This window comes from Scytonema hankhaensis NUACC26, assembly GCF_045865695.1.
In the GTDB taxonomy this organism is placed as follows: Bacteria; Cyanobacteriota; Cyanobacteriia; order Cyanobacteriales; family Nostocaceae; genus Scytonema.
This window is the reverse complement of the sequence record NZ_BAACAP010000255.1, coordinates 117,933-136,995: the sequence shown is the minus strand read 5'-3', so window position 1 is coordinate 136,995 and position 19,063 is coordinate 117,933. Positions and strand designations below refer to the sequence as shown.

Genomic DNA, 19,063 nt, shown 5'->3' with positions numbered 1-19,063 from the left:
CCTTACAAATCTTGCTTACTGTTTACGTCGGCGACGCTTAGGGGATGTCCAAGAAATAAATTATCCATCTTGTGGGACGGGCGTCCTCGCCCGTTCTTTATTAGTGACGGGCTAGAAGCTCCGCAGTCGCCAGGGCGTGGGAAATCCCGAAGGGGCGCTGCTCTGGGTCCCACAAGAGAAAGGTGGTTATTTTTTTATTTGGAAGTCCCTAGGAGGAATCGGACATTTATCAAAGGGTCACTCACCGCGATTAGCTAAACAAATTCGCAAGCAATCATCTAATTACCGATTCATTATTAAACTGCATGAAAATTCGCTTAAGTAATTGCAAGGGAATATCTTATTTGAAATCGACAACAAAGTGATTGAAGATTTTGTGAGGAATAGGTTCAACCCGAATAGTAACTTTCATCCCTTGTCTAAAATTAGGCTTAAATCTCTACACCCTGCTTTCCCTAAATTCACTGACTACATATAGCGATTTTCATCCGAATGAGGTACGGCTTCATCAGCGTGCATCAGCGTGAAGGGTGCGGTTCCATAACTTTTTTGTGTATTACACCCAAATGATAACCGCTATAGATTTCAAAATCTTTCTTAAACAGTCCGCCTACGCGGACTTTGTTTGTATAGTAGCGAATTCCATTCGCCCAAAACTTTTAAAATATCCTCTGATAAAAACAACAAATGATAAGCCGTACCCAGCTTATCACCAAATTACAATATGCTATTCTTACGTATAACCGCTTCTAACTTAGCAGAAACTTTATCAATCCTTTGCTTGACTTTTTCAGGATCTATATTCTTCCAAATATCTATACTCATAAATTGTTTGTCATCTTTACTAATATCAGACATGGCACGCCTACAAATAATTGAACCGATACCTTATTCTTTACTTAGCATTTTTACAAATTTTAATAATTTCGGGTTCTTTCTTTTGGTGTAAGTTGATATTGTACTTACGTATACTATAACAGTCGAACGGTACAGGTTTAAACACCTAGAACAACATTCGCGGAAAGCTTTGCTAACGTAGGTACTATGAACCGTAAATCAACTGACGTGTAAAGCTGTGCTATCCGGTCAATCTCCATTTTTTCTTGGTTATGCTGTTTGGGCATATAAGGGTTGGGTAGGTGATGGACAGTAAAAAACGTCAAAGAATTACTCAGCTTATTCGCACTGATACCCAGAAAATATTTGATGGCTTTGGTGAAGTGGTAGCCGAAGATTTAAGCAAATACATAAAAGGGAAAAAGAGAGCCAAAGCTGTAAATCGTAAATTAAATGAATGGAGTAAGGGAGAATTACAAAAAGCATTAGATGAAATTTCTATTCGCAAAGGCGCAAAGGTTACATTAGTCAATGCCTGTTATACTTCACAGGTCGATCATCGTAATGACACGTTACTAGGGAAACGTATTGCAGATCGATTCTTCACCTTTGATGGGGAAGTGTCGCAGGCAGATAAAAACGCAGCGCTCGTTATCCAGAATCGTGCATCTGACTTTCAAATAACTCGTTTTATGAAGAAGGAACAGGTACACAAAATCTTGTTAGAGAGAACTGCGTCATTCCTTGCCGAGCGTGGTCATAGTTTGGAGTCCTCTGTCTCAATGGGATGGTTGGATGAAAAACATCTCAAGCAAGGTAAACCGCCAAGGCGTAGGCGGTAGGGTCTAGATACGGTGTCCTAAGAGAATTGATTTGTTTGACCAACAAACCAGTTACTACCGTCAATCAGACTGCGAAACAAATGAACAATCGTTTTATTTTGGGGTTTACTCCGATTTACTGCGATATGTTGTTACGCCACCTTATCAGTTAATCAATCTTTTATGGAAGAGTGGGTCACTCAAATTAAGCAGTGGCTCGAACAAGGAACGCAAATTTATTTTTTTGTTCACTGTCCTGTAGAAGAGAAGTCACCCAGTACGGCACGTTACTTCCAAAAATTATTAGAACAAAATCGTGTAGAAGTTCCCTCTCTACCTTGGAATACTCTCGCTCGCGCCCCCAATCAACTGAATTTGTGGTAATTACTCCCTGGGAGTGCCATTCGATTACCTAAACACGTAGGGTGGGCACTGCCTACCAACAGTGAATGGTGGGCAGTGCCCACCCTACTACGTATTTAACAGGGGTTGCAGGGGAGGAAAAAAAGGCAAAACCCGACAAGTATTGTATCCCGATGGGCAATTATATTTCTGACTAAATCAGACAATTTAAGAAAATCCTTTTTAAAAATAAGTCAATTTTCCTGACTTTTTCATACTGTCATTTTGTCAGGAAAAACTTACTTTTAACTTATAGGGTAGCGACTACCCAAAATCGTTATTTTTGTTAATCAAATTAAGAGATACGTCTGATGTTAACACAACAAAACAAGGAAATTGCTCGAGAATTCTGCTACCAGACTTGGGGAAAGGGAAATCTGGCAGTAGTAGACGAACTTGCTAGCAGTGACTTCAAAGTTTATTACCCCATACTCCCTGAAACATTAGATCGTGAGGGTTTTAAAGTATGGGTTGCTGATACTCACACGGGATTGCCAGATCTAGAGTTTACGATTACGGATGCGATCGCAGAAGGAGAAAAGGTTGCCATTACCTGGACTGCTCGAGGCACTCACAAAGGCGAAATAAAATTGCTCAATCTCCCTCCAACATTTAAGTCTGTATCGTGGGGTGGAATAAGTATTTACCGCATTGTTGAAGGTAAGGTTATTGAAGAGCAAGGACAAGAAGATGTATTAGGAGTTTTTCAACAACTTGGTTTAATTCCCACGTGATAATTTTGGTTGTATCGTTGCTTTACAAATGTTAGTCGTCTCGCCTTTCGACATTTGTATTCCCATAATTTTGTCTATTGTTTCCTCTAACACAAGCCCCAGCACCAGCATAGGAGGGATCGGCGAAAACAGCTAGGGTATTATACTCTGGCGCACCTTCTCCGTAGTTCACTCGGAATGTGTACAACTTTCTTTGTCCTTGCCTTTCAGTGACTACAGTCAGAAGTGAGGAGTTTGTGTTGGGAAGCCCAGGAATGTTCAGTTTTTGAATTCGTCTGAGGTGAATAACGCTTGCTGCTGAGTTTTCACAATCTCCTCCTGAGTCTTGTTGACCGAATTGCAAGCACATGGGACCATCAAAATCTAATGTAACTTTTGACGGGTCATCTAACCAAACTTTTTTTATTGTTTCTCCTGCTTGAATAAAGCTTAGGTTAGTCCCTTGCTGAAACCAAACTTTGATGTCGGGTATTGCGCCTCCTAAACCTTGCGCTTGGCAGGAAAATATGGAACGCAAAACAGCGTTGTTTGCTAAAGCACTACTTGCTAGCAATATCATTGCGGCTGAGAAAAAGAAGGGTATTAGAGGGAGTAAATAAGGATTGTGTGGGGTGTTTTTTGGAATGTTAGTGTTGTCGTTCATAATAAATTTTTGGGTTTTGAACCGCTGATGAACGCTGATGGACGCGGACGTTTTTTTGTTATATTTCTCTTTGGAACGGGCAAGGATACCCATTCCACAAGAAAATGCTGTGGTTTATTCACTTGAAAACTCTAATTAATGAGGTTTGCTTATGAGTGTGGTAGTCATTAAAATGATGTTGCTCGATTGACTCTAACTTCCATTTTTGTGCCTGCTGCCATCCACCAAATATTGGTTCTTTGCGCTCTTTGGGATTGTGCCTGTTGGCTGCGTCGTAATATTTCGGGAACGATGGATCTCATACCTCCATCTGCGATCGCAGCAGCGATATTGTCTTGGTTCTCATCCTCACAAATATAATCGCGTTCTCCACTATTACCACCATTTAGATACTCATAGCTACACTTTCTCCTTGGACGATTAATGATTTCTCCCGCCTTTTGAGCGCCTCCAAAGGCAAATACCATTGCGTCCCGCCCGAAGGATGACCCTCCTTTACCGGTATACTGGGTAGCAACTGGAGGTCTACCACCAGCACCTGTAATTGTCAATGTATCTGGCGACACAGGTTTTTCTATACGATCGCCATTTTCTTGCCAGATAACTTTATCCACATTAAGGTCTACTAACCCGCCTTCAGAAATAGAACTTATCTTAGTATGTAGCTCAGCGTTTGCTGGTATGACGACTGAACCATCTTCGGCTTTTAATGGTTCCCTCAACTGCACCACAAATATTTCGTTACTGCTAGTGCTAGTGTTCTCCCGACCTCTACTGATGGCTCCATATAGACCTTTGACCAAAGTAGCCTTGGCAGTGCTTCCTACGACTGTAGATTTGGTTGCTTTGGTTCTTCTCTGTGCGATTAGGTTACCTGTAGAGCTTTCTGGAGTAATTCTCACGGGCGGTCTGGGAGTGGTCAGAGGTTGGGGTGCTGGTATATCAGTAGGTTTGCTGGCAACTGTTGAATTATTGGTGTTTTGATTATCAGGAGTCGAAACTTGACCGTAGCTACCGAGTTTTGCTAATCTCGCCCACTCCTGAAGGGGATCTGGTGTTGCTGGTGGAGCAAATTCTACAGATGATTCAAGTGGGGGTGGAACTGGTGGTACGTTCGTGGGTAAAGGGTTTGTTCTGGCTACAACTTGCGGTACTCTCACGGGGCGATTGACTGTTACAATGCGATCGCGATAAACAGTTCGCACAACGGGTGGTGCTGGTATCCTTTGTACTATTACCCTTGGTTTCTCTCTGGAAGAATCTCGCGCTTCCAACTGTGGATTCGCTCTTGCAATTCGAGAGGTTTCTGGTCTTAAATTTCTGAGTTGTTGTTGTGCTGCTTTGACTGCTAATACTTGTTCGGTGAGGGCAAGTTTCGATTTTAGTGCTTCGTTTTCCCTTTCTAGTTGCTCTAAACGCGATTCTGGTTTCGGCTGTGGCGGCGCTGCCGGTATCGCATTACGATTTTGACTGATGGGTTTATTATTTGTACCGCTCATTAATTGGGTTAAAAACGTTCCAGCAACGACAACCAGAGCCAAAGTCGCAGCTCCTACCACGCCTAATTTTGCGAAGGGATTGGATGATAAGGGTTGCTTCGTTTGCAGTTCTTGTGGTTCTTGCGGTTCGGGGAGTGATGGCTGTCCTGTGGGAACTGAATTCTCATTAGAAGAAGATGGAGATTCTTCTTCTAGACCAACTAATCTTGCCATCCGTGCTTCTAAATCCGAAGCGTCTTCAGGTTGAAAATTCTCCGAATTGTAAGGCATATCTTCTGAACCATTGAAAGATTGAGATGGAGTTTGATATTTAGTCATTGTATTTTTTATATAAATATCTTTACTTTAAGAACACTTTCGCTCCGTCATCTCACATATATTGTATATTTCTAGCTTGGCTTCGCCGAGGCGATGCACTGCCAAATCTAGAGGAAGTGGAACTTTGGGTAATGATGTTGCTTGTTCGTCTATTGCCTGAACTAAAATTTGTTTCCGAAAAGAAGTTGCGTTTCCTATGGGGTCAGCACTTGTAAAAACGATGTGATTGCCAATTATCTCTACCTTCCACTTGCCATTTTCACCCTCAATCTTTGTCGGTTCAGAAATTCTTTGTACTACTAGTACGGATTCAGTTCCTTTATTGATATTTCCTGCTTGATTTTCTGGAATTAATTTTTCAAGTTCTGGCTCGAACCTTCGCTGTGCTTTACCTTCTAATAATTGAGAACTTAATTGCCAAACTGTTCTTGGGGGTTGTTTTTGCGACCAGGTTAACATTAAGGTCATGCTTTCCCCGACAAAGCGTCGAATTGTCTCTGGATTTCGCTCTAAATTTTGTTTGGGATCTACTGTTATGGCACTACCATCAGCAAGTTGCACCAAACTTTGAGTTGTATTTCTCCGATTCAACTGTTGTAACATCGAACCATGAAACAGAAGCACTAACAAAGCTAACAAATTTAGACCGAATGTTACTACTGCTAGTAGTGGTAGTATGTTTGTTTTTTTGTTTTCTTGTTTGAGTAATTGCATTAGTTATTTGTCATTTGTTAATAGTTCTTGTGCTTATACCAATTTTCTCTGAAGCCGTACATTATTTTTACCCCTCCTAACCTCCCCTTAGAAAGGGGAGGGAACTGAATTTCCTGTTTCCCCTTAGAAAGGGGAGGAAACTAAATTTCCTGTTTCCCCTTAGAAAAGGGAGGGAACTGAATTTCCTGTTTCCCCTTAGAAAAGGGAGGGAACTGAATTTCCTGTTTCCCCCCTTTACAAGGGGGGATTAAGGGGGGTAAGGAGAGGTGCGTGGTGAGGTTCTTTCTATGCATCTTCATTTGAAAACGGTATTACCTATTTACTAAGAATTATTTTTTTAAACTTGTCTAATACTAAAAACTTTCGTTTTATCTAGTAAAGCTTTCGGAATTTCCTATATTTTCTTGACAAGAATTGTTTCCTGTTGAACCTCCATATCCATCTAGCAAACACAAATTACGTATTTCGGATATCTCCATCTTTTCATCACGTATTGCGTAGACTGCTTTTTGCAAATCTGTCATCAAATCTGCTTGTGGATATGCAAAAGTATTGACTGCTTTCACAATCACATCTTTATTAAAGGGAACTATGACTTTTCTATCTTCTTGAAAACGCTTCTTTTGAACGAGATCCGCAACTATACCAACTCGCCACAACCCTGGTTCTATTTTTTCCGGACGAGAAACTTGTTTGATAATTAACTGTCCTGACATAGCTTGACTGGGGTTGTTAGAGAAAACTTCTAGTGGAGTTAGGTCTGCAACTTGTCTTAAAAAATCTGCTCGTAAATCTTCTGATAAGGCAAAACTAGCAATCCAACTGCTTGTGGCAACTTTTTTACTATAACCTTGTGGTGCTTTAATAGATATCCCTTGGTCTGGTATAGGTTTTGTTGCTTGTTCTACGGTTTGTACTGGTAGCGAGCCAGACCAATTAAACAGGGATGTCATCGTATTACTGACGAATTGGCGGATTGCTTGTGGTTCTCGTTCTAAATCTTCAGCTTCACTCAGAGCAACTGGTTTACCATCAATGAGTTGTACAAAGGTAGGAGATTTTTCCAAACTGAGTTTGCGAATAGTCAATCCTTGAACGACAAGTAGAAATACCACGAATAGATGTAAACCGAAGGTAACGAGGGCAAAGGCTCCCAAAACACTCCCAGTTCGTTTTTGTCTTTTTTCTAGTAAACTTACCATTGATTCATCCCCTTCCCAATCTCCCTATCAAGATCTTTTTGTGGTAGCCTCTCCTGTTAACTTTTTTTCATTGTCGGCAATCCGAACTACTTGGAGTTAGTCTTTATTATAGGTATACAATCCAACCTAACGCCATACCGATTCGATCCAAGATTCTGGAAATATGATGTAAACTTTGCGATCGCCCTTGGCGCAAGCCGTACCCGGCTTATCGCACCCTCAGACACTAGCACCCTAAACCCTGTCTCTCACTAGCGCTGCTGTATTCCCAATGGCGTTAAACACTGCCAATCCCCCAACACCAGCCAAAACCAAAGATAAAATTGGTGCTAAAATTCCCAAAAAAATGATAAACCACATTAAATCTGGATCTGCACTCAAATCTTCTGCGGGTCCGTTCATAATGACCGCCGCCGTTAACACAGCGATAATACTGAATGAAATTTTAGCAATTCCGGCAGATAAAAACCCTGTTAGCCAAGCAAAGATTGGTTTACCCGCTATAGGTAGCAAAGATCCACCTACCGCTAGAGGTCCCAATACTGCTATCAGAAGCATCGTTGATTCTATCAGATTCTGGAAAGCAAATTGCAAGGAAATTAAAAAACTTTTGATACTCGTTTGTACTGTCGCACCCACGAGAGAGTTTAATGCAAGTTCTGGTTCAGTTCCTGGATTATCTATAACTAAATTCACTTTGGTTTCTAGTCTACTTATCCAAGTTTTATCACCATATAAACTCCTATACTCCGCCCACAGATAATCAATTTTCTTCTTAGCTTCTGTAAAGCATTGAGTTTGCTGTATGCCAGTTAGTGTTTGACAAGGACGCAAGTAAGAGCCAACAATTTCTTCAGCAATGCTCAGATTTAAGGCTTGTTGATAAGTTTGATTGCTGTCGCCTGCTTGTACGACTTGCTGATTCACAGTATTGATAAAATTCCGCAACCCTAGTGTCAAATTCGATAGTATGGTTCCATTTCCAGGATTAGCTAACAGTATGACTACAATAAACGGCCAAATCAAAGCTGAGAGTGGTCGAGAATATTCATTATCTAAAACATCCCTCAACCATTGAATCATAAAAAACAGTAAAGTCCCGACTGCAAAAAATATCCCTAAATTCGTCAGCGAACCATACAAATTATTACTGGTATTATTCTGTAATAAATCTGCCCATTGATTGTTCCAACTCTCAGCAAGACTTTGTGTAGTCGTTGCGCCTCCGTTGAGGATCTCATTAACAACAATTTGTGCAAAAACGTTCAAATTTGTCATTTGTCATTTGTCATTTGTCATTTGTCATTTGTCACTGTTAATCCTAACTCCTAGCAAATCTGCTTGAGACGTTGCTCTTACAAGCTGAGCCGCCTCAGCAGACGCATCAACTCTTCTAGCGCGATTAGCTTCTTCCATTTGCTGGGAAATGTTTGCTAAATTCAAGTTAGAGTATTGCTGAAACTGGTTTCCTTGTAATGTTAGCCCAAGCGTTTCCCCCAACATTTTTGATTGCTCGCGCTGAATTATGAGGCTTTGTAACTGTAAATTTGCTTGCTTTGAATTCTGACATAAGGCTTGCTGATTCTGCTGCAACTTCTCACAAGCAGTATTTACAAATTGAGATATTATATTTTGTTGGTTTTCTTCAACACTTTCTACAGCTTTCTCAATCCTTTCCACAGAATTCTCAACATTTTCTAACTTCGCTTTTGACCTTTCTTGTCCCCGTTCGCCCAAAACGCTTTCCACTACACCACGGGTAATTTGGCGCTCGATTTCATTAGCAGCTATTGTTGATTGTACCCCTGGATTGTTCTCAAAAGTGCCTGAAGAATTATCAAATACTTGTTCGCGAAAGCGATTTCCTGCTGAAATTGGGTTAGGGACTCTACCTTCTTGAATGTAATTAGATGCAGAATAATCGATCGCTGCTTTTATTTCTGATTCTACAACTCTTGCAGGATTCGGGATATTATCATAGTTATTGCCGGGATAAGTTTCATTTCCCAAATAAGACTGTAAATCTCTCGCGTACTCTTGAAAATCCACCCAAACTTTTCCTAATGATGGTTGGGAAAATTGCGCCATAGCTGGTAACATTCCTAGTAATGCCAAAGAAGAAGCCAAAATCATAGTTTTTCTCATAAATCTGCACCTAGAAAAAAGAAATTTAGTTTAAAAAGTTTTGGGCGAATAGAATTCGCTACTATACAAACGAAGTCCCTCCGGGTTCGCCAGTCGCCTACGGCGGGAAACCCGCCTGCAGGGCTGGACTCACCGCCTGCGCGGACTTATGAAAAATAAAGAGTTTCAAACCCACGCAGGTGAGTTTCGCCTGTATAGCCGCGAATTCTATTCGCCCGGTTGGTAAGATCTCAGACATCTTCTTACGATCCCCTTAGCGAAGCTACTAACTGACGTGCGAAAACAGAAATTGCTTCATACTTATCACTGTAAAGCTGCATAGTTTCTGTACGTGCAGATTGTTCGTGAGGATTATTTGCCACAACTGCTAATTGTTCAAATCCAGGATAATAACGACAGAAAGTATAAATCCCGTTGTCATCTAGCAACCATTGGCTGTAAACGCCTTCTTTGCGGGGGAAAAAACTTTCTGAGGCATTGCGAACGATAATTTCACGGGGATATTTTAAAATATTCGTGAAACTATCTACCGCTACGGGTTGGATGCGACCGATCAATCGCGTTGACAGGTTTTGTAAAATTTTAGATGATGCTTTGGATTTGGCAATGGTATCGGGGTCTTGTGCTGATAAAATCACTCTAATACCAGCCTTAGCACCGTTGGCACAGATTCTTCCCACCAAGCTAGCAATTTGCTCAAACTCAAAGAGAATTGGAGCCTCATCGATAAAGAATATTGAAGATGGGCTGCTTAAGGCGCGTCGCAATGCTGCTGAATATGCACTTAAGGAGAGTATTGCTGCATCTTCATTATCGGAGAGGTTTCTCAGAGCAAAAACCAATAGGGGCGCATCGGTTGGGAAGCTAGAGGGGGCGGAAATTGCTTGTCCTACTCGGCTTGAAAGCCAAAATCGCAAGCGCAAATGAATTTGGTTGAGTGCATCCTCAACTCTACCTCCTATGGAATCTAGCTGTAGATGTTCTGGGGAGCAGAATATGAGAAAATCTTGTAGGGTAGGGGTTTTCTGCCAAGCTTGTGTGCCAAATCCCTCTTCTATAGCTTCTTTGTAGCGCTGCTTGATACCTTCATCAGTAAAGAACGCTCCTAATGCTAAGTTGAGAATGGATCGCACTGTTTGTGTCAGGAGTTGATTTTCTGATGACGATCCTAAAATCATTGTCATGAGTGCTGATTCTAGGAATCCTACGTAATCAAGCATACGATCGCGCTGTTCGTCTCGTGAGAGCGATCGCAAATCTGGTTGTTCAAACAAGTTATTCGATTGTTTGGAAATATCGAAATACGCCCCGTTTCTCCCCATAAACTCTGTATAGTCGGTGAAGGTAGAAGTCCCATCCGGCTTGGGGTAATCCAACGCTACCACAGGAATATTATGTGCTAAAGCTTGAGTTAAAATACCCGATACCAATACCGATTTACCAGCACGAGTTGTGGCAAACAGTGCTAAATTTTTATGTTGATTAAACAAATCTAAATGAACGGGTGTTCCCCCTTCTTCTGCTATCAACTCAAAGCCTCGTTTATCTCCTGCTTTGGTTAGTGTTAAAGGCATTAATCCTTGCACTTCACTTGTCAAATAAAGCTGGCGACGGTTGAAAGGTTTTGCTAGCAGTCCCTCCCATACTATAGGTAGTGTTTGCAACCAAAGTTTCCAAGCGTACTCTGTTTCTCTAACAACTTGCGCCGGACGTTGAAAACAACTTTCTATATACTTTGTCGCCTCGTCTAACTTTTCAAGATTTGGGCGATGCACGAGAAGAGCTACAGATGTATAGATTGGTACTGCGCCTTCATACAATTGCTCTTGCGCCGCCACCGATTTTCTCAGCTTTAATTGAGCATTAACATCAATAGTTTTGCTTTTTTCTTGAGCTGTCAATGCTGTGATATTGGACTGCTTCAGAACCCTTTGCAAAGTTGTTTTGACTAAAGCAGGGTTAGCAGCACTCAACTGACAAAAAATTTCTGTATCAACAACTGTTTCTCTTGCTAGCAATTCCCATAAATAGCGTAGTTGAGCGGACTTATTCAGCCAACCACCGGGTTTTTCTAGAAACGTCATCACGCCGACGTAATTGTTGTTAACATGAACCCAACGGCGATCGGCACATGGTACGCTAGACTCCATTAGCAATGTTGTACTGTGGAGATTGTCTATCAACAATTTGGTACTTGCTAAGTCTGAATAAACTTGTTCGTGCAGTCCGTTTTCATCTAATATAAGTAATTGAGGAATATCAATGGGTTGCGTGTCATTAAATCGCTTCCAGATTTCCTGCCAAAGTTCAACAGCAGTCAAGGGCTTAATGCTTAATCCCATTTGGTTAGAGAGAAGCTGTTCCCAACGACGAAACCCTTCTTTGTAAGCAGTGGCGATCGTAGCTTCAGTCTGCTCGTTTCTGACATCTACGAAATCACCTTTGAATTTTAACCACCACTGTTCCCCTCTTGCCAAAAGTTTCTCTATCCAATCATTCGTTGCCGCAGCGCTTGGTTCAACGGTATACGTTACATACATTCGGAGAAACTTTGGTTTGCGGATACCAGCACGAGTCAGTTCTTTAATACGAGCTCGTTCTGCCATCAACAAATATTTTATATCTGGTGATGGAGCGCGTTTTATCAGAGATGTTAGTTCCTGTTGACGCTGTTTATCAGAACTAAAAGACCCCATGTGAAAGGTAATTCTTTCTTCCCCTGGGATGTCTTTTAACCCAACCTCAATGTTATTACAAATGGTCTCAATTTGGTCTGTTGTTAGGGTAGTATGAATACCTTGGCATTCAAAGCCAAAAACAAAGCAAAATTTATCTTTCTGAGTACCTTTTGTCAAAACATAAGCGCCAATATCCCGACTATCGAGCGCAACACGTAACATTGTCGCTAAATGTAGGGCATCTTCAAAAGGAGTGAGTCTACTTTCTCGACCCGCGATGCCTACGCTTTGTTTTCCTATTTTTTCTTTCATAATGAGATTCTAGAAAACTTTTATAACGGGCGGTGCCTCTCGTCCAGGTCGGAACACCTATAAACTTACTCAGAAATCGCCAACTTCTACCCCCTGTTAAGATCCACCAAGTTCCTATCCCCCAACCTGCAATTAAGATTGTCCACAACCATTTTTGCCATTCATCTCGAAATGCACCTCCAAAAAAGCCGTTGATAATCATGTAGGAGAGAAGGGCAATAATCGTCCAAGGGAAAATTTGATCGGCGGGAATTGGTCCTAGGGAAGGTTGACTTCCTAGAATTTGGTTGACGGGTCGAAATTCTTTGTCTCTGTCATCAGCCATAACATTTTCCCCTACTTAGCCAATGATAAAGGATGTCAACACATCAGCTATGGTAACAGCAATAACTACCAGCAGGGGCGTTCTAGCTACAACTTGCCAATCTTCATCTTTACGAACCGCGTTAACAACTCCAATGAGGGCAACAGCAATATAAAGTAAATATAATGCACGTATAACATTAAACACCAAACTTACGGCATTTGCGGTTCCGCTTCCTTGTGAAGAACCTTGAGTTAAATTGTTTTTGAAAAAGTTTTCCGCTTTGCCAAAAAATTGAGCTGCTGCTGGAACGCTGAAGTAGTCTATCCAAAAGAAGCTAAGAATTGTAGCGATCGCCAGAGTTTGCAAAAGAATTAACCAATGTCTAGATAAATGTGTCTGTTGCGCTATTTGTTGAATGACTGTTGTTGCTAAACCAATAAAAAGCAAGCAAAGCAGTAAAACAGGGCTTTTCCAACAAATAACAGTCAAGAAAACAGCACAGGTAAGTAAAAACGGTACAGACGCAAAGAAGTGAGCGTACCAACGTGTCACCCGACCGAATGATTCTTTTTGAAAATTTTTTACAGACATGGACGAATTTTCCCAACCTTTCTATTAGTAACGACTTGCACGCTGCTGCACCTTATTTGGTAGTCTACCCTTCAATTAAGGCAGACGTCTGACTCTGCCAAGTAGCATGGCATTCTTTTGCTTGTATACTAATATACATTAAAAAATCAAACAGGAAAACTGGTAAACAATATAACATACCAAGAAAGAATTTTTTTTCAGGATAGATGTCTTGTCTATTTTAAAACAACTATTCAATAGTTAAGATGGGAGATATAACTATTGGACATAAAATCGAAAAGAATCGTCATAGACGGGAACATTTCAATTTTGTCAAAATACCTGGCAAAATAGAATTCGCAGCTATACAAACAAAGTCGCAAGACAAGGACTCATTTAGTATGGATCGTCAAGCTTTGTTTGAACAGCTTACAGCTGTTTTCACCTAAATGAACCACATCGTTTGTAAGGGCGCAATGCCTTGCGCCCCTACATCTGTGGTCTATTTACCTGAAAATGGCTGTAAAATCTTTCTCGAAAATCGTCTTAGGGATATCCAAGAAATAAATTATCCATCTTGTGGAACCGGCGTCCTCGCCCGTTACTAATAAAGAACGGGCGAGGACGCCCGTACCACAAGAGAAAGTTGGTTATTTTTTTATTTGGAAGTCCCTTATGAAAAGTGGGTAAGATGTTCGTACCACAAGAAACCAAAATTTTTCCTCTTAATATTGTGTCAATTTATACAAGAAATACGACCAATTCACCAATTGGTCGTATTTTTAGTTATAAAAACTGCTTTTAAACTATGAAGTTATACTGTAATTTTCGTACCGTCAAACTTGGTAAAAGTGAAGCCATCAAATTTTTCATTATATCCCAGCCTTTCATCTCTAAGGATACTAATGGCAATCTCTTCTCCTATAGCCAAACCAGTTGAACCATCCGATCGCCAATGGATACCACCAAGGTTGCGACCAATGGTATAGTTAGTTGCCAGTTTATTCAACTCACCACCCACTGTCAGTGGCGGTCCCTCGTAAGGAATTACTTTTGTGGGATCTTTGGGATCGGGGACTACAGGATTGGGGAAGACAAAGTTCTCGTCAAAGAACGCTTTTAACAGTGTAATTGAAACACCAGCAGTAGCAGAAGCACCACCACTGTAAGAGGAATGGAACGGTGCTGCTTCTGGGTACGCATGGGGTAATAGATAGGTGCCAAAGGTGCTAAAGGTCTGAGATAAAGCTTTGGAATTCAAGATCTCGGAATCGATCGGATAATCGGTCTTATAGGTAAGTTTGTTGTAGATCAACCCAGCGTATGCTTCCGGACGCAGACGGCGATGTACATAATACTTCTGCCAGTAGGAAGCTCTGATTGCTCGCGAAGGAGCCAACAGGAGTAAGGCTTGATAATGTGCTGCAGCAAACGTGGCAGCAGAACCTATTTGAGTTTTTGAGCTAACATAGGGATTACCGGGATTCAAAGGTGCGTTAATACCACTACTTAAAATATTGAGGGATCCGATGTATGTAGGTCCACCAATATGAGCGTACTCACCCAGATCGCGAACAGTGGAGATATAACGGCGTATGGGGTCGTACCTAAGAGATCTGCCGGAACTACCTCCATTTTGCACGGTCAACCATTCATCGTAATCAATGAGGAAGTTTTCACCAGGTACCGCAGTACGAATCAGGGGCGAAATAAACTGGGTATTGAAAGGAATCTCTCGCAACAGAAACTGTGAAATGTAAGGACCGTCTAATATTCCAGGTGGAATAACGTATTTTGCTGTCCTACCTGAGGGGTCATTCGGATCGACATAATTGACGCTACCGCGAAACAGGGTTTGGGGAGTAATAACACCATTTTCTTTCGGTCCCCGGAATGCTGAAAGCTTGTTGAGATCTTCAACGGCTGCCAAGACTTTGGGATCGTTGGTGTTATTCTGGAACTCGTTAAAAGGCACTTCCCGTAGTAAAGCATGCCAGTAAAGTTCAACTGCCTCAGCAGCCTGTTCCGCACTATCCAGAGTTGGTGCTGGCGGAATCGCTATCTGAGCTGCGTTGAGCCCTTCTAAGCTGATTGCTAGTGGTCCTTGAGGGTTGACCAATTGTCGAGTACCACCCAAGATGATATTTTCAAAATCATTGGGGTTCTTCGTTGTCAGTGCTTTAATCAAAGAATTATAAGCTTCTAATTTGACTTCTCCACGCTCATCATGTGGTAAACCCCTAGTGTCGGTGGCAATTTTGTTGGGATAACGTTCTTCATCCCCGTTAGTTGGATGGGGGGGAGTGCCAAAATCAAGTTCAAGTTTTGCTGCTTGCAAGCGAACTTGATAGGCTTTCTGACTAAAACCTTCATAGTCGAAGCTATACTGTCCGGGCGTACCTTGTGCTAGAACAATATTTCCTCTTTTCTTAAAGGAAAAAGGTGAACTTATGACTCCTGTCACAATACCAGTAGCCGTAGCTGTCAATAAACCAGCACGACCCAGAAATGAACGTCTATTCAAACGACCTATGAATGAGCGCTTGCGGCTTCCAGCGATCGCACCTTTTTGTATCTCTTGTGAAGAAGTTTGATGGGAATTGGGTTCGGATGCCATTTTTGTTGTCTCCACACCTTAAGAAGTAAACTATGGAACTAAGCAAGTCACTACTATAACTTTGCAAAGACAGCATCTCTGCAAATGCTAAGCAGGCATCAACTGAGTTTATTGATGTCTGTTTGTAAAGTACTAAAAATTGATTGACAAACCGTGCTTTACGGTTGAATTATAATTTTGCACAAACAAGCGTGAAAAGCAATATTTTAGTGAAAATATTTATTAAATGCTTATTTAAGGATCGAGCGTTGAGTTCCCTGTTCCTTCTTTTCTAAGAAATTTGTATTTTTACCACTTAATGAGTAATTTGTCAATTCATTATTCTTGCTGTTCTCTGCGGTTTTAACAGCAATTGATGACAGCGATCGGTAATCATTACTCGATCGTAGTTGCGCTGTCTTCGCTAAAGCGCAACTACGATCGAGTAATGATTATTTGTGACCACTTACTTACTTATTTAAATGAACTGCAAAAGGGCGCAAAGAGAAAGGAAGAGAAATTGGTACTCTTGTAGCACCGAAGGGAGTAATTTTGGTTGTGCTGACCTACTTAAAACCAAGTGATACAGTTATAAATTCAGTTCACATCCTATCATAAATTATTATTTGTCAAGAGAAAGACCTAAAAAAATTTAGTTATTAATTATAAGATTACCTCTTCTTAACCTAAAAAGCATACATTCATCTTTGGGTATATAGTACACAAATTCAGTTTTTAAGACTCTTAAAAACTAAATCTGTGTATCGGCAGCAACTAGCTTTTAATTTGCTGAAAAAAACCAGAGTTTTCAGGAGTTTGACTTTGGAAAATTTCTGGTCATTTTGACAGCTTGCCTTGTAAGACAAATTTTATAAGGGTGAAAACTTAACTAAAGAGGAAACTTCTATCATGTCCAAGTTGGGTCGGAGACAAATACTGCTGTTCTTTGCAGGGACTGCGGGTGCTGTAGTAGTCGATCGCGTTTTAGGTGGTGCTAATATTGCACAAGCAAAAAACCCGCACCCCCTAAGTTTTACCCCTGTACGCTTACCGCATCCTCTCGAAATTTATCAAGACAAAAACAGTTTCTTGCCAGAGTCTATCGGTCAAGGAAAAATTCTGGATACATCTAATCTCAATCTAACCAGTTACAAAGTGATTGATGATGTCGTTGTACCTCCAGAGTACGAGCGTTACACGATTGTCAGTTGGGGCGATCGCGTCTTCCCCAACAAAGACGAATATTTTGGCTATAACAACGACTACACTGGCTTTGTTCCTATCAATGACAGTGATGATGAAGGCTACCTATGGGTGAATCATGAGTACGTAAGTTATCCCATTTCCCTCTTAGCACCAGAGACACCTACCAACTTAGCAGGTTACCCGACAGTTTTTGAAGATGTCATTGGGTTTTCTCTACCCTCGGAAAGAGGCGTTGCCTTAGACGGAGAATTTCTGTACAACCTAGGTGGCTCTATCGTTCGTATTCGTAAAGACTCCAAAGGTCGCTTTGTCGTTGTTAAAGGAGACCTTAAAAACCGCCGCCTTCACAGTCTTTCTGGATTGGGAATTAACAGCGAACGTCGCGATGGATATGAAAAAGTCGCTTCTTGGGGAAGCTTAAGCTATCAAAAAGGTGATGAGAATTACCTGCTCGGTACCGGATCTGCGGCACGTGAAGTGTTTCCTCTCAGTTCAGACGGATTAGGTAACAGAATCATTGGCACGGGATATAACTGTTCTGGTGGTACAACTCCTTGGGGTACAATCCTTTCTGGTGAAGAAAACTTCCAAGGAAGTACAGAATTTTTTGTGGGTGTGACAGAATCAGTCAAACCTGATGGAACTCAAACAGGTTACACCAAAGGAACTACTGGCGAGACATTTGGTCTGGTTGGAGAGAAATACGGTTGGATTGTAGAAGTTGACCCCGCAGATCCCAACTTCCGTCCGCGCAAACACACTCAATTAGGTCGTTTCCGCCATGAGAACGTTGGTTGTCGTGCTGAAGCTGGCAACAAATTAATTGCTTATTTAGGCGATGACAGACGTGGCGGACACACTTGGAAGTTTGTGAGTGAGGGGACTATTGGTTCAGTCACTGACAAGAGCAACAGCCAATTGTGGGAAGAAGGAACTCTTTATGTGGCTCGTTTTAACCCAGATGGTAATGGTGAGTGGATTGCTTTGAACTTAGACACGCCAACGAATCCTATTTTACCATCGGTTATTTCTTCTGTAGAATTTAACGCTTTGGGGTCAGCGCAAAGAGATGGTCTGTTAAAATTACCCAGACGTAATGGCATTGCTGGAGAAACAACAGATGGTGGTGCTTTTAACTGCGATCGCAAAAACGAAGCTACAGCTTTACCCGCTTATCAAAATAAAAAGCTTTCTGACTTCTACACCAGTCAAGGTGCGCTTCTTAGCGACGCCTTCTTAGCTGCTAACTTAGCTGGAGGAACACCCACAGCCCGTCCCGAAGATTTAGAAGTGCATCCTTACACCAAAGAAGTATTTATTTCTTATACAGACGGTGCGCCAGGAAGCGATGGATATCCAGATTCGCGGATTTTTCAAGTTGCCAAGTTAAATGCCGCAGTCAATGCCACCCAACAGTCTGGAGGGCTTTACAAGATTATCGAAGATAGTAAAGACGGTACAGGTACCACCTTCCGGTGGGAGAGATTTAAACAAGGTGGGGAAGATGGTTCTGAGTCAGGCGCTGGTTTCGCTAACGTAGATAACTTGCTTATCGATCCTAAAGGAAACGTTTGGGGTGTCACAGATATGTCCACTGACACTCACAACGGTTTTGGTCTTGGTGCTAATCCAACTCAAAACACAATTAACCACACAGCAACTGGCAACGTTTCTACCTTTACTGGTGTATTCGGTAACAACTGGCTGTTTGTCATTCCCACCAAGGGACCCGACGCGGGAACAGTTATCCCCTTTGCTTACGGTCCAGTCCGTTGCGAAATGACCGGACCAACTCTTGTAGGCGATACACTAGTTATTTCCGTACAGCATCCCGGTGAAAACGTACCAGTTAACGATGGGACTCAACTGAGCCGTACTATCGAATTGCTAGATTTGAATGGTAACACATTCAACCAGACACGTACATTACCTCGCGGTAGTAGCTGGCCTAGCAACATTCCTACTGAATATGGTGGTGAAGATAACGCCACAGGTGTACCCCGTCCAACAGTCATTGGTATTCGCCGTAAGGATTCCAAAGGCAAATTTTTCTAATCAGATTTACCCCCCTTAGTCCCC

15 protein-coding genes and 1 pseudogene are annotated in these 19,063 nt (G+C 41.6%); 4 read left to right on the top strand and 12 right to left on the bottom strand.

The window, feature by feature from the left end; genetic code table 11:
• Positions 1-717 precede the first annotated feature (717 nt).
• Together ACKTT2_RS51730 and ACKTT2_RS51725 are read right to left on the bottom strand one after the other, a co-directional pair.
• The gene (locus ACKTT2_RS51730; RefSeq protein ID WP_407900910.1) at positions 718-858 is read right to left on the bottom strand and encodes a hypothetical protein; all 141 of its coding nucleotides are present in this window, start codon (positions 856-858) and stop codon (positions 718-720) included.
• A 137-nt stretch (positions 859-995) separates the two neighbouring features.
• On the bottom strand, positions 996-1,124 hold the full coding sequence (locus ACKTT2_RS51725; RefSeq protein ID WP_407900909.1) for a hypothetical protein: 129 nt from the start codon (positions 1,122-1,124) through the stop codon (positions 996-998).
• Positions 1,125-1,142: 18 nt separating this feature from the next.
• Between ACKTT2_RS51725 and ACKTT2_RS51720 the strand changes: the two genes are divergently transcribed.
• The 3 genes and pseudogenes from ACKTT2_RS51720 to ACKTT2_RS51710 all read left to right on the top strand — a co-directional run bounded on the left by ACKTT2_RS51720 (position 1,143) and on the right by ACKTT2_RS51710 (position 2,794).
• Positions 1,143-1,679 carry a hypothetical protein gene (locus ACKTT2_RS51720; RefSeq protein ID WP_407900908.1) on the top strand — a complete coding sequence of 179 codons (537 nt, stop codon included), beginning with the start codon at positions 1,143-1,145 and terminating at the stop codon, positions 1,677-1,679.
• A gap of 99 nt (positions 1,680-1,778) precedes the next feature.
• Positions 1,779-2,042, top strand: a pseudogene (locus ACKTT2_RS51715) (DUF72 domain-containing protein); the annotation flags it as partial.
• A gap of 329 nt (positions 2,043-2,371) precedes the next feature.
• Positions 2,372-2,794, top strand: coding sequence for an ester cyclase (locus ACKTT2_RS51710; RefSeq protein ID WP_407900907.1), 423 nt, complete (start codon positions 2,372-2,374; stop codon positions 2,792-2,794).
• A 31-nt stretch (positions 2,795-2,825) separates the two neighbouring features.
• Here the strand turns inward: ACKTT2_RS51710 and ACKTT2_RS51705 are convergent, their stop codons facing one another.
• The 10 genes from ACKTT2_RS51705 to ACKTT2_RS51660 form a co-directional block, all read right to left on the bottom strand.
• Entirely contained in the window at positions 2,826-3,437 is a 612-nt protein-coding gene (locus tag ACKTT2_RS51705) for a hypothetical protein (RefSeq protein ID WP_407900906.1), read from the bottom strand.
• A 167-nt stretch (positions 3,438-3,604) separates the two neighbouring features.
• On the bottom strand, positions 3,605-5,254 hold the full coding sequence (locus tag ACKTT2_RS51700) for a hypothetical protein (protein ID WP_407900905.1): 1,650 nt from the start codon (positions 5,252-5,254) through the stop codon (positions 3,605-3,607).
• 27 nt (positions 5,255-5,281) lie between these two features.
• Entirely contained in the window at positions 5,282-5,968 is a 687-nt protein-coding gene (locus ACKTT2_RS51695) for a hypothetical protein (protein WP_407900904.1), read from the bottom strand.
• A 368-nt stretch (positions 5,969-6,336) separates the two neighbouring features.
• Positions 6,337-7,170, bottom strand: a complete 834-nt coding sequence (locus ACKTT2_RS51690; protein WP_407900903.1) for a hypothetical protein — start codon at positions 7,168-7,170, stop codon at positions 6,337-6,339.
• A 234-nt stretch (positions 7,171-7,404) separates the two neighbouring features.
• Positions 7,405-8,448, bottom strand: coding sequence for a hypothetical protein (locus ACKTT2_RS51685; protein ID WP_407900902.1), 1,044 nt, complete (start codon positions 8,446-8,448; stop codon positions 7,405-7,407).
• Positions 8,449-8,472: 24 nt separating this feature from the next.
• Positions 8,473-9,315, bottom strand: coding sequence for a hypothetical protein (locus ACKTT2_RS51680; RefSeq protein WP_407900901.1), 843 nt, complete (start codon positions 9,313-9,315; stop codon positions 8,473-8,475).
• Positions 9,316-9,557: 242 nt separating this feature from the next.
• Positions 9,558-12,305 (bottom strand): putative type IV secretion/conjugal transfer ATPase, encoded by a 2,748-nt coding sequence (locus ACKTT2_RS51675; protein ID WP_407900900.1) that lies wholly within the window; start codon positions 12,303-12,305, stop codon positions 9,558-9,560.
• The gene (locus tag ACKTT2_RS51670; protein WP_407900899.1) at positions 12,253-12,630 is read right to left on the bottom strand and encodes a hypothetical protein; all 378 of its coding nucleotides are present in this window, start codon (positions 12,628-12,630) and stop codon (positions 12,253-12,255) included. The genes ACKTT2_RS51675 and ACKTT2_RS51670 overlap by 53 nt, the downstream gene beginning before the upstream one ends.
• Positions 12,631-12,645: 15 nt before the next feature.
• Positions 12,646-13,203, bottom strand: coding sequence for a hypothetical protein (locus ACKTT2_RS51665; RefSeq protein WP_407900898.1), 558 nt, complete (start codon positions 13,201-13,203; stop codon positions 12,646-12,648).
• Positions 13,204-13,996: 793 nt separating this feature from the next.
• Positions 13,997-15,799: a vanadium-dependent haloperoxidase gene (locus ACKTT2_RS51660; protein WP_407900897.1), complete on the bottom strand. Its 1,803-nt coding sequence runs from the start codon at positions 15,797-15,799 to the stop codon at positions 13,997-13,999.
• Between the two features lie 888 nt (positions 15,800-16,687).
• Between ACKTT2_RS51660 and ACKTT2_RS51655 the strand changes: the two genes are divergently transcribed.
• Positions 16,688-19,039: a PhoX family protein gene (locus ACKTT2_RS51655; RefSeq protein WP_407900896.1), complete on the top strand. Its 2,352-nt coding sequence runs from the start codon at positions 16,688-16,690 to the stop codon at positions 19,037-19,039.
• The last annotated feature ends 24 nt before the right edge of the window (positions 19,040-19,063 follow it).